Source organism: Proteus sp. FME41, from assembly GCF_014897315.1.
Taxonomy (GTDB): Bacteria; Pseudomonadota; Gammaproteobacteria; order Enterobacterales; family Enterobacteriaceae; genus Proteus.
Map to the genome: position 1 here is coordinate 442,944 of NZ_JABUYL010000001.1, position 13,844 is coordinate 456,787.

The 13,844-nt window shown below is 38.4% G+C and carries 14 protein-coding genes; 9 read left to right on the top strand and 5 right to left on the bottom strand.

The features are described from left to right. The first annotated feature begins 32 nt into the window (after nucleotides 1-32). From arnB to INT04_RS02220, 9 genes are all read left to right on the top strand, one after another. On the top strand, nucleotides 33-1,178 hold the full coding sequence (gene arnB, locus INT04_RS02180; RefSeq protein ID WP_193014493.1) for a UDP-4-amino-4-deoxy-L-arabinose aminotransferase: 1,146 nt from the start codon (nucleotides 33-35) through the stop codon (nucleotides 1,176-1,178). Further along, the gene (arnC, locus tag INT04_RS02185) at nucleotides 1,179-2,159 is read left to right on the top strand and encodes an undecaprenyl-phosphate 4-deoxy-4-formamido-L-arabinose transferase (RefSeq protein ID WP_193014494.1); all 981 of its coding nucleotides are present in this window, start codon (nucleotides 1,179-1,181) and stop codon (nucleotides 2,157-2,159) included. It begins immediately after the preceding gene. Next, a complete protein-coding gene (gene arnA, locus INT04_RS02190) occupies nucleotides 2,159-4,141 on the top strand; it encodes a bifunctional UDP-4-amino-4-deoxy-L-arabinose formyltransferase/UDP-glucuronic acid oxidase ArnA (protein WP_193014495.1) in 1,983 nt (660 codons plus the stop codon). Before arnC ends, arnA begins: the two co-directional genes overlap by 1 nt. 9 nt (nucleotides 4,142-4,150) lie before the next feature. After that, entirely contained in the window at nucleotides 4,151-5,044 is an 894-nt protein-coding gene (gene arnD / locus INT04_RS02195) for a 4-deoxy-4-formamido-L-arabinose-phosphoundecaprenol deformylase (RefSeq protein ID WP_193014496.1), read from the top strand. A gap of 7 nt (nucleotides 5,045-5,051) precedes the next feature. Next, the gene (arnT, locus tag INT04_RS02200) at nucleotides 5,052-6,716 is read left to right on the top strand and encodes a lipid IV(A) 4-amino-4-deoxy-L-arabinosyltransferase (protein ID WP_193014497.1); all 1,665 of its coding nucleotides are present in this window, start codon (nucleotides 5,052-5,054) and stop codon (nucleotides 6,714-6,716) included. Further along, complete coding sequence (arnE, locus tag INT04_RS02205; protein ID WP_193014498.1) at nucleotides 6,716-7,057, top strand: 4-amino-4-deoxy-L-arabinose-phosphoundecaprenol flippase subunit ArnE; 342 nt, start codon at nucleotides 6,716-6,718, stop codon at nucleotides 7,055-7,057. Before arnT ends, arnE begins: the two co-directional genes overlap by 1 nt. Further along, nucleotides 7,054-7,452: a 4-amino-4-deoxy-L-arabinose-phosphoundecaprenol flippase subunit ArnF gene (gene arnF, locus INT04_RS02210; protein WP_193014499.1), complete on the top strand. Its 399-nt coding sequence runs from the start codon at nucleotides 7,054-7,056 to the stop codon at nucleotides 7,450-7,452. Before arnE ends, arnF begins: the two co-directional genes overlap by 4 nt. Before the next feature lie 150 nt (nucleotides 7,453-7,602). Beyond that, nucleotides 7,603-8,094, top strand: a complete 492-nt coding sequence (locus tag INT04_RS02215) for an NlpC/P60 family protein (protein WP_193014500.1) — start codon at nucleotides 7,603-7,605, stop codon at nucleotides 8,092-8,094. Nucleotides 8,095-8,171: 77 nt separating this feature from the next. Continuing rightward, nucleotides 8,172-9,191 (top strand): lipoate--protein ligase A, encoded by a 1,020-nt coding sequence (locus tag INT04_RS02220; protein WP_193014501.1) that lies wholly within the window; start codon nucleotides 8,172-8,174, stop codon nucleotides 9,189-9,191. Between the two features lie 75 nt (nucleotides 9,192-9,266). On the opposite strand, the gene INT04_RS02225 is transcribed toward INT04_RS02220, so the two are convergent. The 5 genes from INT04_RS02225 to INT04_RS02245 all read right to left on the bottom strand — a co-directional run bounded on the left by INT04_RS02225 (nucleotide 9,267) and on the right by INT04_RS02245 (nucleotide 13,835). Beyond that, the gene (locus INT04_RS02225) at nucleotides 9,267-9,635 is read right to left on the bottom strand and encodes a helix-turn-helix domain-containing protein (protein ID WP_193014502.1); all 369 of its coding nucleotides are present in this window, start codon (nucleotides 9,633-9,635) and stop codon (nucleotides 9,267-9,269) included. Between the two features lie 524 nt (nucleotides 9,636-10,159). Next, nucleotides 10,160-10,954 (bottom strand): heme ABC transporter ATP-binding protein, encoded by a 795-nt coding sequence (locus tag INT04_RS02230; protein WP_193014503.1) that lies wholly within the window; start codon nucleotides 10,952-10,954, stop codon nucleotides 10,160-10,162. Further along, on the bottom strand, nucleotides 10,951-11,955 hold the full coding sequence (locus INT04_RS02235) for a FecCD family ABC transporter permease (protein ID WP_193014504.1): 1,005 nt from the start codon (nucleotides 11,953-11,955) through the stop codon (nucleotides 10,951-10,953). Before INT04_RS02235 ends, INT04_RS02230 begins: the two co-directional genes overlap by 4 nt. After that, nucleotides 11,955-12,770, bottom strand: coding sequence for a heme/hemin ABC transporter substrate-binding protein (locus tag INT04_RS02240; RefSeq protein ID WP_193014505.1), 816 nt, complete (start codon nucleotides 12,768-12,770; stop codon nucleotides 11,955-11,957). The genes INT04_RS02235 and INT04_RS02240 overlap by 1 nt, the downstream gene beginning before the upstream one ends. Before the next feature lie 15 nt (nucleotides 12,771-12,785). Then, entirely contained in the window at nucleotides 12,786-13,835 is a 1,050-nt protein-coding gene (locus INT04_RS02245) for a hemin-degrading factor (protein ID WP_193014506.1), read from the bottom strand. Nucleotides 13,836-13,844: the final 9 nt, after the last annotated feature.

Below are 13,844 nucleotides of genomic sequence, written 5' to 3' on the forward strand. Positions count from 1 at the left end.
TTTTATTCATTCATTAATTAGGCTACATTTTTATGAGTCACTTCCTTCCTTTCTCTCGCCCTGCGATTGGCGATGAAGAGATCAAAGCCGTTGAAGCTGTACTGCGTTCAGGTTGGATTACAACAGGCCCTCAGAACCATCAATTAGAACAAGATTTTTGTGAAAAATTTGGTAGTAAACATGCTATTGCGATTTGCTCCGCAACAGCGGGTATGCATGTTGTTCTAATGGCAATGGGAATTGGCGCTGGTGATGAGGTAATCACACCTTCTCAAACCTGGGTATCAACCATTAATATGATTACCTTGCTGGGTGCAACACCTATCATGATTGATGTTGACCGCGATACATTGATGGTAAGTGCAGAAGATGTTCAAAAAGCCATTACACCCAAAACAAAGGCTATTATTCCTGTTCACTATGCAGGTGCACCCTGTGATCTTGATGCGTTAAGAAAAGTAGCTCAGGATGCAGGTATCCCTCTTATTGAAGATGCGGCACATGCAATTGGTACTCGCTATAAAAATGAATGGATTGGCGAAAAAGGAACCTCTATTTTTTCATTTCACGCCATTAAAAATGTAACTTGCGCTGAAGGTGGATTAGTTGTTACAGATAATGACGAATTAGCCAATAAAGTGCGTTGCTTGAAATTCCATGGTTTAGGGGTTGATGCTTTTGATAGACAAATTCAAGGGCGTAAACCACAAGCCGAGGTAGTAGAGCCGGGGTATAAATACAATTTATCTGATATTCATGCCGCTATTGCTGTGGTGCAATTAAGACGTTTAGATGAGATGAATGCTAAACGAGCTGAGTTAGTTGCGTTATATCGAGAAAAACTCAAAAACTCACCACTAGAGATGATGGATATCCCTGAATATTCACATCTACATGCTAATCATCTGTTTATGGTGAGGGTAGATGAAAAGCGCTGTGGTATCAATCGTGATAACTTTATGGAAAAACTGAAGCAAAAAGAGATTGGAACAGGGCTTCATTTCCGCGCTGCACATACACAAAAGTATTATCGTGAGTGCTATCCTAGTTTATCCCTTCCTCAATCAGAGTGGAACTCTGCAACGTTATGCTCGCTGCCATTGTTTCCTGATATGAGTAATGAAGATGTTATTCGCGTTGTAGATGCGATCAATGAAATTCTTTCGGAGCATATCTAAGTGTCAACATTTGATAAAATCAAAAAAGTATCGGTTGTTATCCCCGTTTATAATGAGGAAGAAAGTCTTCCTCAACTTCTAGAACGTACCATTAAAAGCTGTAAACAATTAGAACAAGAATATGAACTAATCCTTGTTGATGATGGTAGTAGTGACCAGTCAGCTAGAATGCTAGAAGAAGCCGCAGCAATAGAAGAAAACCACGTTATTGCGATTATTTTAAATCGTAATTATGGTCAACACTCTGCAATTATGGCGGGTTTTAACCAAGCTGATGGCGACTTAGTCATTACATTGGATGCCGACTTACAAAACCCACCAGAAGAGATCCCAAGACTCGTTACAACAGCTGAAGAAGGCTATGATGTTGTTGGAACTCGTCGTCGTAATCGTCAAGACTCATGGTTCCGTAAAACCGCATCAAAAATGATTAATGCCATGATAACCAAGGCGACGGGGCGTTCTATGGGGGATTATGGCTGCATGTTACGTGCTTATCGCCGTCACATTATTGAAGCGATGTTACAGTGTCACGAAAGAAGTACATTTATCCCTATTCTTGCGAACACATTTGCTCGTCGTACGATTGAGATTGATGTTGCCCACGCGGAGCGTGAATATGGTGATTCAAAATACAGCTTTTTAAAGCTAATTAATTTAATGTACGACCTCTTAACTTGCCTTACCACGGCTCCTTTACGCCTATTAAGTATTGTCGGCAGTGTCGTTGCTGTTTCTGGCTTTGTCTTAGCGTTACTGTTAATTATTTTACGTATTATCTTCGGTGCCATGTGGGCCGCTGAAGGTGTATTCACACTCTTCGCAATCTTATTTATGTTTATCGGTGCGCAGTTCGTTGCAATGGGCTTATTAGGTGAATATATAGGCCGGATTTATAATGATGTAAGAGCGCGTCCTCGGTATTTTATCCAAAAAGTGGTTGGTGTTAACAAACCCAACGAAGATCAGGAAAAAGACTAATGAAAGCAATAGTATTTGCCTATCACGATATTGGCTGTGTTGGTTTAAAAGCACTTGAAAAAGCAGGTTATGATATTCAGGCTGTATTTACCCACACTGATGATCCTAATGAAAATCATTTCTTCTCATCCGTTGCTCGTGTGAGTGCAGAAATGGGATTGACGGTATTTGCACCTGAAAATGTCAATCACCCATTGTGGATTGAACGTATTCGTGAAATGAAACCTGATGTCATTTTTTCTTTCTATTATCGTCACATGTTAAGTGATGAGATCCTAAATTTGGCACCTAAAGGCGCATTTAATTTACATGGTTCTTTATTACCAAAATATCGTGGTCGAGCGCCAATTAATTGGGCGATCGTTAATGGTGAAACTGAAACGGGTGTAACTCTGCATAAAATGACGGCAAAAGCCGATGCTGGAGATATCGTTGCTCAAGAAAAAGTGACCATTACAGAAAATGATACTTCGCTAATTTTGCATGAAAAAGTAAGAGAAGCTGCTGAGAAGTTATTATCTAGTGCATTACCACATATTTCATCAGGTGATTATTCAACAACAGCCCAAGATGAAAGCCAAGCAACATACTTTGGACGCCGTTGTGCCAATGATGGCTTAATTGATTGGAATGCGGATGCAAAAGCAGTTCATAATTTAGTCCGTGCTGTAACAGAACCCTATCCAGGTGCCTTTACTTTCTTAGGTGAACGTAAAATGATTATCTGGCGTTCACGCACTGTTGCTGATAATCAAGGCAAACGTCCAGGTACTGTTATTTCAACATCACCTTTAGTTATTGCTTGCGCGCAAGGCGCGATTGAAGTGATAACCGGTCAAAGTGAAAATGGCTTATATGTTCAAGGTAGCCGTTTAGCCGCTGAAATGGGTATCGTGACCGATGTTCGTGTTGGGCCAAAAGCAACCGCTCTTGTTAAGCGTCGTAAACGTGTTCTGATTTTAGGTGTGAATGGCTTTATTGGTAATCACTTAACCGAGCGTTTATTAAAAGATGATAATTACGATATCTATGGTATGGATATCGGATCTTCTGCCATTGAACGCTTTATTGGTAATCCGCGTTTCCACTTTATTGAAGGTGACGTGAGCATTCATACAGAATGGATTGAATACCACATTAAAAAATGTGATGTTATTCTGCCATTAGTGGCGATTGCAACGCCAATTGAATATACCCGTAATCCTCTACGTGTATTTGAATTAGACTTTGAAGAAAACTTAAAAATTGTACGTTATTGTGTTAAATATAATAAACGTATTATTTTCCCATCCACATCAGAAGTTTACGGTATGTGTGATGATAAGGAGTTTGACGAAGATAATTCACGTCTGATTGTTGGTCCGATTAATAAACAACGTTGGATTTATTCTGTATCTAAACAGTTATTAGACCGAGTTATTTGGGCGTATGGTGCAAAAGAAGGTCTGAAATTTACGTTATTCCGTCCATTTAACTGGATGGGACCTCGTCTTGATAACTTGAATTCAGCGCGTATTGGTAGTTCTCGTGCCATTACACAATTAATTCTGAATTTAGTTGAAGGCTCACCTATTAAGTTGGTTGACGGTGGTGAACAAAAACGTTGTTTCACTGATATTAATGACGGTATAGAAGCTTTATTCCGCATTATTGAAAACCGTGATAATAAATGTGATGGTCAAATTATCAATATTGGTAACCCAACTAACGAAGCCAGTATCCGTGAATTAGCAGAAATGCTGTTAGATTGCTTTGAAAAACATGAATTACGTGGACATTTCCCTCCATTCGCGGGCTTTAAGAAAATCGAAAGTAGCAGTTACTATGGTAAAGGTTACCAAGATGTTGAACACCGTAAGCCAAGCATTAAAAATGCAGAGCGTTTATTGGATTGGAAACCAAGTATTGAAACCCGCCAGACAGTAGAAGAAACATTAGACTTCTTCTTACGTGGTGCGGTTGAAGAATTAGGCAATAAATAGGAACACATAATGAAGAAAGTTGGTTTGAGAGTTGATGTGGATACTTATCAAGGAACGAAACAAGGTATTCCGCAACTGCTGGATGTGTTTGCCAGATATAACATTCATGCCAGCTTCTTCTTTAGTGTGGGCCCAGATAATATGGGGCGCCATTTATGGCGCCTTTTAAAACCGAAATTTTTATGGAAAATGCTGAGATCGAATGCTGCATCGCTTTATGGTTTAGATATTTTATTAGCAGGTACGGCATGGCCAGGTAAAAAAATTGCTAAAAATCTAGGCTATTTGATGAAAGAAACCCAAGATGCGGGGCATGAAGTCGGATTACATTCATGGGATCATCAAGGCTGGCAAGCTAAAGTAGGGCGTTGGTCTACAGAAGAATTAATGCAACAAGTTCGTTTAGGTGTTGAAGCACTAGAAAAAGCACTTGAAAACCCTGTAAAATGTTCAGCAGTTGCTGGGTGGCGAGCTGATGAACGCGTATTAACAGTTAAAGAAGCTTTTCAGTTCGATTATAATAGCGATTGTCGAGGAACGCATCCTTTTAGGCCTATTTTAGAAAATGGTTCTATCGGTACGGTGCAAATTCCAGTAACATTACCAACTTATGATGAAGTCGTCGGCACAAAAGTAAAGGATGAGGATTTTAATCAGTTTATTATTGATGAAATCAAAAAAGACAGTGGAATACCTGTTTATACTATCCACACTGAAGTTGAAGGAATGTCAAAGGCCGCTCAGTTTGAGCAGTTATTGGCAATGATTGCAAATGAAGGCATCGAATTCTGTCCATTAAGCGATTTATTACCACAAGATAAAGAAACGCTTCCGATAGGTAAAGTTGTTCGATCTGACTTTCCAGGTCGAGAAGGCTGGTTAGGGTGCCAACAAGAGGTCTAACGAAACTATGTTGAATAACCGGGCGAGTAAAATCGGGGCCATCCTCTTGGCTCTTTTTTTTGTTCTTACCTACTTATTTCCATTGAATAGCCGGTTATTATGGCAACCAGATGAAACCCGTTATGCGGAAATTAGCCGTGAAATGGTGGTGAGCGGGAACTGGATTGTTCCTCATATGCTTGATATTCGCTATTTTGAAAAGCCCGTAGCAGGTTATTGGATTAATAATGTCAGCCAATTAATTTTTGGTCACACTAATTTTGCCGTCCGTTTTGGCTCGGTCATTTCTATTCTATTAAGCACCTTACTTGTCTATTTACTCGCAAGAATGATGTGGCGTAATCGTCAAGTTGCTTTTGTTTCTAGTCTAATTTATTTATCCATGTTCTTAGTGTTTAGTGTAGGGACCTACAGTGTATTAGATCCTATGTTGGCGCTTTGGATCACGGCGAGTATGGTTTGTTGTTTTTGGGCACTGAAAGCGAATACGGTAAAAACACGAATATTAGCTTGGCTAACGTTAGGTTTATCTTGCGGTATGGCCTTTATGACGAAAGGATTTTTAGCTTTGGCTATTCCCGTCATTGTGATGATACCTATTACGCTTTATCAAAAACAATTTACTCAGATGTTGCTTTATGGTTTGCTGGCGGTATTCAGTGCTACCCTCATTAGCTTGCCATGGGCATTAGCTGTTGCAAAAGCTGAGCCAGATTATTGGAATTACTTTTTTTGGATTGAGCATATTCAGCGTTTCTCTGGTGATGATGCACAGCATAGCTCTCCATTTTGGTATTATATTCCTGTTGTCTTATTGGGTGTGATCCCTTGGCTTGGGTTATTACCTGGTGCATTGATGGGGGCTTGGAAGAAAAGACGTAAACGTCCTGAATTATTCTTTCTCTTGTGCTGGTTTGTTGTTCCATTTCTCTTTTTTAGTATTGCAAAAGGGAAGTTGCCGACATATATGCTGCCTTTTATGGCGCCACTTGCCATGCTAATGGCAAAATATGGTGTTGATTGTGCGCGTAAATTTAGAATGAAAGCATTGCGTATTAATGGTTATATCAACATTTTTATTGGTGTTGCTGTTGTTATTGCGATCTTGATTATTCAACTGGTTTCTTCAAAACCTATTTATATGCCTTATGAATGGTCCAAATGGGTATTAGCCATAGTGGCATTCTCTTTATGGGGTATTATTGGTTATCTTTGTTCTACACTTAATGGTAAGCACTGGTTATGGGCGGCGTCTTGCTCATTAGGCGTGAGTTTATGTATTGGACAGGCTATTCCAAACAGCAGCGTTGACAGTAAGTTACCACAAGAGTTTATTCGTCAAAATATGGATACGTTAAACTCTAGCAAATATATCGTGAGTAACAGTGTGGGAGTTGGTGCTGGATTAGCATGGGAATTACAACGTAGCGATATTTACCTGTATGAAAGAACGGGTGAGCTAACGTATGGTGTTGAAAAATACCCTGACTCTCAACAAAAATTAATTAAACCTGATAATTTTGCTCAATGGTTAGAACAGGCAAGAAAAGAAGGTAAAGTCTCAGTCGTTATTACATTTAAAGATCCCAAAAAATTAGCAGAGTTGCCAAGACCTGAAGAATTAGTAACAAACCATCGAGTCGCTATTTTAACCTATGAGAAGCGTAACTGATGTCATTTGTTTTATTGCTAATTGTAAGCTTTTTGACCTGCATAGGGCAGGTTTGCCAAAAGCAAGCAGTGGTTAGCTGGCAAAGTGACTCATTAACAAAAGCCAGAAAAACAATTTTCTGGCTTTTTGTTGCCATTACAATGCTTGGTTTTGGCATGCTATTTTGGTTACGATTATTACAAATTCTTCCTCTCAGTATTGCCTATCCTATGTTGAGTATTAATTTTATTGTGGTGACATTAATAGGGCAATTTGTTTATAAAGAGCCAGTTAATATAAAACATTGGATTGGAATTGCGTCAATTATGGTTGGTATTGTATTGATGAGTATGCAAGCATGAAAGGCTATTTATGGGCAATTGGAAGCGCGCTATTAGTGACGGTGGCTCAATTATTGTTAAAGTTTGGTATGTCTGAGCTGCCAGATTTACAGCTAGAAAAACAGTGGTTTGATGTCTCATGGTTATGGGCGAATATAACACCACTTGCTATCGTGTGTGTTGGTCTTGTAGGTTATGTCCTTTCTATGGTTTGTTGGCTCTTCACATTACGTACGATCCCTTTAAATAAAGCCTATCCATTAATTAGCTTAAGTTATGTTTTTGTCTATATTCTTGCGGTCGTATTACCTTGGTTTCAAGAAACACCTTCATGGACAAAAACGCTGGGTGTGGCCTTTATTATGGTCGGTGTTTGGTTAATTAGCCAAAAAACCAAAGATGCAGTAGCGCATTAAACGAGTGCTGTTTGGAATTTATTTTCTGTGTTTTGTTGGTTATTGTGCGATTTATTCTATTAATCTTTACGCATTCATCTTCAATAACTTGTTTTTGCTTAAAAAAGCAGATAGATTTTAAAATCTCTCGTAATAATAATGGTGAATGCAATGAGAAAGTCCGTTTTCTATCCTTTCTTACTCTGTGTTATCCTGCTAGCTGGATGTTCATCTAGCCCATCAAAGCGTATCCCACCTGCACCACCATTAAAAACTCAACTTTCTGATCCTATCATGGTGATAGTGCAATTAAAGTCCCAACTTGAACAATGGTATGGCACTCCCTATAGCTATGGTGGAATGACCCCTTCAGGTATTGATTGCTCTGGTTTTGTGTATAAAACCTATAGTGATCGTTTTGATATCAAACTTCCTCGTATGACCATTGATCAAACTAAATATGGTACTCAAATCAATAAAAATGATTTAATGCCGGGAGATTTGGTTTTCTTCAAAACGGGTGGGGGTGAAAATGGGCTTCATGTCGGTATTTATGATACTGATAATACATTTATTCACGCATCAACTAGTCAAGGGGTGACACGTTCATCGCTTGATAATGTTTATTGGAAGAAAACGTTTTGGCAAGCTAGACGGTTGTAATTTCGTGCCATTTAAGGCCCTAATATATTGAGAGTTATGGTATCTTATCCCTTATTTTCTTCATATAGGTATTCCTTATGTCAGGCAAATTGCGTCTGTTAATTTCCGAGTCTTATGATCCTTGGTTTAACCTTGCCGTTGAAGAGTGTATTTTTAGACAAATGCCCGCTGATCAACGTGTACTTTTTCTTTGGCGTAACGATAATACGGTGGTTATTGGTCGAGCGCAGAATCCATGGAAAGAGTGTAATACCCGTAAAATGGATGAAGATGGCGTAAAATTAGCACGCCGTTCTAGTGGTGGTGGCGCTGTTTTTCACGATCTCGGAAATACCTGTTTTACCTTTATGGCGGGAAAACCGGAATATAATAAAACAATCTCAACACAAATTATTCTTGATGGATTATCAAAAGCTGGCATAGAAGCAACGGCGTCTGGGCGTAATGATTTAGTGGTACCGCAAGAAGAAGGTGAAAGAAAGATTTCAGGCTCGGCTTATAAAGAGACAAAAGATCGTGGTTTTCATCATGGTACTCTGTTAATTAACGCCAATTTATCTAGACTCGCTAATTACTTAAATCCAGATCCTAAAAAACTCCAAGCTAAAGGTATTACTTCAGTACGTTCTAGAGTCGCTAATTTAGTTGAGCTAAAACCAGAGATAACACATGAGAAATTATGTGAGATGATCACTGAAAGCTTTTTTGAATACTATGGTGAGCGCGTTGAAGCTGAGATTATTTCACCACAAAAATTGCCTGATTTGCCTAGTTTTGAAGAAACATTTGCAAAGCAAAGTAGCTGGGAATGGAATTTTGGGCAGGCGCCTGCATTCTCACACCTCTTAGATAATCGTTTTAAGTGGGGAGGGATCGAGCTGCATTTTGATATTGAGCGCGGTAATGTTATTCGAAGCCAGATTTATACGGATAGTTTAGATCCTGCACCATTAGAGGCATTATCCGAGATGTTAGTTGGACAACGTTATACGCCCGAGTCTTTAAATAGACTTATTCAACAACTTATTCAGCGTTATCCTAATAATAAAATAGAGCTTAATGAGCTACAAGAGTGGCTTATAACGGCAATAGCCTAATTTTTATAAAGATTTTAAAATAAAAAACCAGCTTTTTAGCTGGTTTTTTATGACAAGTAATATAATGCTAAATTACTAGTGATTTTCACATGACATAAAGCAATGAGTATCTGGCATGGTGCCATTTTCTCTAAACTTAGCCGGTGTCGTATTGAAATGCTTTTTAAAGATACGAGTAAATGTTGCTTGAGAACTAAATCCATACATTAAAGCAATGTCTAAAATAGACATATTTTTTTCTTGTAATGATTTTGCTGCTTCTAATAAGCGACGTTTACGAACATATTCGCCTAATGTACAGCCTTTAAAATCTTTAAAAATGCGTTGCAAGTGCCACTTTGAATAGCCACTTTTATTTGCAATTGTATCAATTTTTATACCTTCGTTACGTTGTAACTGAGTTTCTAACCATTTCAGAATATCATTAACGACATTTTCAGCCATAAAACCTCCCACAAAAAGGGTGGGGACACAGTGCCCAATTAAATAGAATAGTAACGTATGTTATTTATAACCTATTTTAAGCATGGGGAAAATAACAGGTAGGCAAAAAGTGCTTTTCGTTACTGATAATCATTATCACAATGATTGGTGAAAACTATATATCTCAAGTATAGTATAGATTAATGAATTTTTTTGATTAAAAAAAATATATTGATTCGTTTTTATTTTATTGAATTTATTGATTAATTATATTTTATAAAATAATTGTTATCATCGTTTTTATCAAAACTGTTATGTTTTTTTGCATACAATAAAAGCTAATCATTGATTAAGGTGTATTTTAAAGTCAATTTATTTGATTGAATAAGAAAAATAAAGGGTAAGAATTATTAATTAATTAACGTAATGATACTTAATGTGTTCGAAAGGTCATAAATAAGGTGATAAAGAGTAAATTGATGAAGCCACAATTTAGAAAATTACACTAAAAGGTGGCTTAGTAAAAAGAGGGCAGCAGTGCTATGTCAGGGGCGAAGAAAAACTTGTGGGTATGAAAGCTCAGGGTGAATATCAACACTGACATCGGCCCCATACCATTTTTGAATATTTTCTGTTGTGAGGACATTATGTGGAGTGCCTTCACAAACGAGTTTCCCTTGATGCAATAATAAAATTCTATCAGCATAAAGGGAGGCCAAATTTAGGTCATGCAATACACAGCACACCATAAAATTTTGTGTTTTTGCTAATTGTTTTAACAAACGTAAACTGTGCTGCTGGTGGTAAAGATCAAGAGCTGATGTTGGTTCATCAAGGAATAATACCGCTTTTTGTGGTGTAGGATGCCATAATTGCGCTAATACTCGAGCAAGTTGTACTCGTTGTTGCTCACCACCAGATAATTGACGATAGTCCCTGTCTTTAAACTTTAAACAATCTGTTTGCAATAATGCGGTTTCAATTGCGATTTTTTTATGTTGTTGCCCATGAGGGGTTCTTCCCATCGAAACGACTTCTTCTACAGAAAAAGAGAATGAAAGCTGACTATTTTGGCGCATAACTGCGCGGTTTTGTGCTAGTTTTTGGCTATTCCATTGGGAGTAGGTTTTTTGTTTAAAGTAACACTCACCGTGTGTGGGTGTCGCATAGCCAGTTAGTAGTCGCAATAGCGAAGATTTTCCAGCACCATTTGGACCAATAATCGTGACAAGCTCACCGGCATTAAGTGAAAGTGATACATCATCTATAATGGTTTTATTGCCAATTCGATAAGTTAAATTATTTCCATAAAGCAATGGAATATTGTGTTCTTCAATCATGACATTCTTCCTGCGGGTTGTCTTAAGATAAGCCAAAGGAAATAAGGGCCGCCAATTAACCCAGTAATGAGCCCCACGGGAATTTCAGCAGGAGAGACTAATGTTCTTGATAATGTATCGGCTGCTAATAGCAGTGTTGCACCTCCCAATATTGTGGCAGGCAATAACCACACATGATTACTTCCAATACGCATGCGAATAAGGTGAGGAACAACAAGGCCGATAAATCCAATGACACCACTCAGTGCGACGGCGCAACCGATTAAAATGGCACTGAGTAATAACAATATAAATTTAGTTCTTCTGACATTTAGCCCTAAATAATGTGCCTCTTCGTCACCAAGTTGTAATAAGTTCAATTTGTGGCTTTGCCAGCAGGCTAAAATGCTAACGGGAATGATCACTAAAGCAGCAATAGATAACGTTTTCCAGTCTATTTGACTTAATGAGCCCATCATCCAAAGAGAAAATTGGCGTAATTGTTGGTCTGTACTGATATAACTTAATACACCAATAAAGGACATACAGAGTGCATTTATGGCGATACCTGCAAGGAGTAGTCTCGCTAAATTACCATCACTTAATTGATGTAATGAGAAAATGATCATTGCCACAATTAAGCCACCAATAAAGGCGGCAACAATATGACTGTAAAATGCAAAGGCTGGCGAAAAAGAGAACGGTATAATAATAACAATGGCAACCATAAGTGCAGCACCACTGCTAATACCAAGTAAGCCTGGATCAGCCAATGAGTTTCTAAATAACCCTTGCATGATGGCACCCGATATTGCTAATGCTCCTCCAACAAGTATGGCTAACAATACACGAGGTAAACGGATATCAAGCCAAATTTGCCACTCCATATCATCAAAAGAGCTATTCCATAATGTATGAAATGAAAGTGCTAATGCACCACTGTTAACAGAAATTAATGTAACCGTGGTGAGTAAAAAAAGTAAAACTAACATACTCATCCACGGTGAACGAAAACGAGACATTATTGCTCCAATGCTTGACGAATTTGATGCATGACTTCAGGTGTTGAAAGGGTGAAGCCTAGTAACCCCATATCATCGACCACGACATAATGCTTATTTTTACCTGCAGGGGTGTATTTTATTCCGGGTAGCTCCCAAAGCTTTTCTATTCCACCAATTCCTTTAATACCTTCTTTGGTAACCAGTAAAATATCGGGTTGGCTTGCGATAACCCCTTCTTGAGAAAGCGGACGATAGCTAGTAAACCCTTGCATGGCATTTTTACCTCCGACTAACGAAATAATCGTATCCGCAGCGGTATCTTGGCCTGCAGCCATAGGAATAACACCACCATGGCTCATGATATAAATAACTTTTTTATCTATGGAAGTTGTGGGTATTTGGTTAATAGATTGGGTGAGATTTTCTTTTAGTTGATTGCCTTCTTTTTGTTTATTTAAAATTGTGGCAATGGTGTCTATTTTGTCATTAATGGCTTCTAATGAATGTGTACCCGTAATCGATTTAACCGTTACTCCTGCTTCTTTAATACGGCGTAATGCTAAAGAAGGGCGCGCTAGTTCGCTGGTAATAATTAATGTTGGTTTGACAGATAAGATACCTTCAGGATTTAGCATGCGCATATAACCCACATCAGGGAGTGTTTTCACTTGTTCAGGAACTAAACTGGTGCTGTCTCTTGCAATAATTTGCTCACCAGCTCCTAATGCGAAAACAATCTCTGTGATATCACCACCAATAGTGACAATGCGTTCATTGGCAGAACTGACAAACGACATGACGCTACACAGGATCAAAAGAAGCCATTTTTTCATTAATTCATTCTCCGATTAGGCGATTTTAGTGAGTGTATTCACTTGTTCACGCCATTGTTGTTGTTCTGCGGTGCCTTCAGTACGTTGCCCATAAAGTTGAGCAATTTGCTGTCCTTTACTATCAAAGATTTCAAGACTTGTAACAAAGCCATCTTGAGTTTGTTTACGAGTGATCCAGCTTTCAGTAATTTCACTTTCAATTAAATGAAGGGTAAAAGCAGGGTTAAAAATGTTGATCCAGACTTGGTCACTATTTTCAAATCGATGAGGTACTAAACGGTCAATTTTTCCTGTAAAAATCTGCACACAGCCACGGCTTCCTACAAACACCATGATTTCGTTTTGTGCTTCTTTGGCGAGTGTTAATAGCGTTTTTAATGCGCTATTATCCACTTGATAAGCGAGGTCATCGGCAACGGCTCTGAAGGCTTGTTGGCGACTCAAATTATTCTCTTTTAGTAATTTAAAAAATTGGTGAACATCGGTCATTGAACGCCATTGTTGCTCAAGTTGCTCAGCTAATTCATGACTAACAGGGGTGTTTGAATAAGGTTCGATAGGGGTAATGTTGAGAGCGGGATTGTCTTCCGATAAGAATGATTGAATTAGCGAATTCCATTCATCCATATTGGTGTTGTCGGTTGCATAGATTTTATGTAATGCATCGCCATGCATATCAAAAAATTGAATGCTATAACGAGTGCCTTTTGATATTTCTTCAGTAAGTACAAAAATACTTGACCAATAAGCGAAGAAAAAGCGTAAGTCCATTGCACGAGGGTTTAAAATTAGGCCAGCATGATCATTAAAGCGTGCATTAGTGTACTCACCAAGATGCTCGTGAACGGCGATATCGTTACGAGTAATGGCTTTTACTTCACCGACTTTACTTAACGCTTTTAGTAATTCTTGTACATCGTTACGTAGACGTTTTGCATCATACCCAACACGAGCATGAATTAACTCAGCTTCACTGACATTAAGATAAGTTGCTAGATCACGTGTATAAGATGCTTTTTTATCCGCTTTCGCTTGCAGGTAGCGCTCATAAAGAGGTTTATTCACAGAAACTCC

Bases quoted from the DNA above. Each gene is read 5' to 3' on its own strand.
- arnE (WP_193014498.1), top strand. From the start codon at position 6,716: ATGTCATTTGTTTTATTGCTAATTGTAAGCTTTTTGACCTGCATAGGG.
- INT04_RS02230 (WP_193014503.1), bottom strand. From the start codon at position 10,954: ATGATTGAAGAACACAATATTCCATTGCTTTATGGAAATAATTTAACT.
- arnT (WP_193014497.1), top strand. From the start codon at position 5,052: ATGTTGAATAACCGGGCGAGTAAAATCGGGGCCATCCTCTTGGCTCTT.
- arnF (WP_193014499.1), top strand. From the start codon at position 7,054: ATGAAAGGCTATTTATGGGCAATTGGAAGCGCGCTATTAGTGACGGTG.
- INT04_RS02220 (WP_193014501.1), top strand. From the start codon at position 8,172: ATGTCAGGCAAATTGCGTCTGTTAATTTCCGAGTCTTATGATCCTTGG.
- INT04_RS02240 (WP_193014505.1), bottom strand. From the start codon at position 12,770: ATGAAAAAATGGCTTCTTTTGATCCTGTGTAGCGTCATGTCGTTTGTC.
- arnA (WP_193014495.1), top strand. From the start codon at position 2,159: ATGAAAGCAATAGTATTTGCCTATCACGATATTGGCTGTGTTGGTTTA.
- INT04_RS02235 (WP_193014504.1), bottom strand. From the start codon at position 11,955: ATGTCTCGTTTTCGTTCACCGTGGATGAGTATGTTAGTTTTACTTTTT.
- arnD (WP_193014496.1), top strand. From the start codon at position 4,151: ATGAAGAAAGTTGGTTTGAGAGTTGATGTGGATACTTATCAAGGAACG.
- INT04_RS02225 (WP_193014502.1), bottom strand. From the start codon at position 9,635: ATGGCTGAAAATGTCGTTAATGATATTCTGAAATGGTTAGAAACTCAG.
- INT04_RS02215 (WP_193014500.1), top strand. From the start codon at position 7,603: ATGAGAAAGTCCGTTTTCTATCCTTTCTTACTCTGTGTTATCCTGCTA.
- arnB (WP_193014493.1), top strand. From the start codon at position 33: ATGAGTCACTTCCTTCCTTTCTCTCGCCCTGCGATTGGCGATGAAGAG.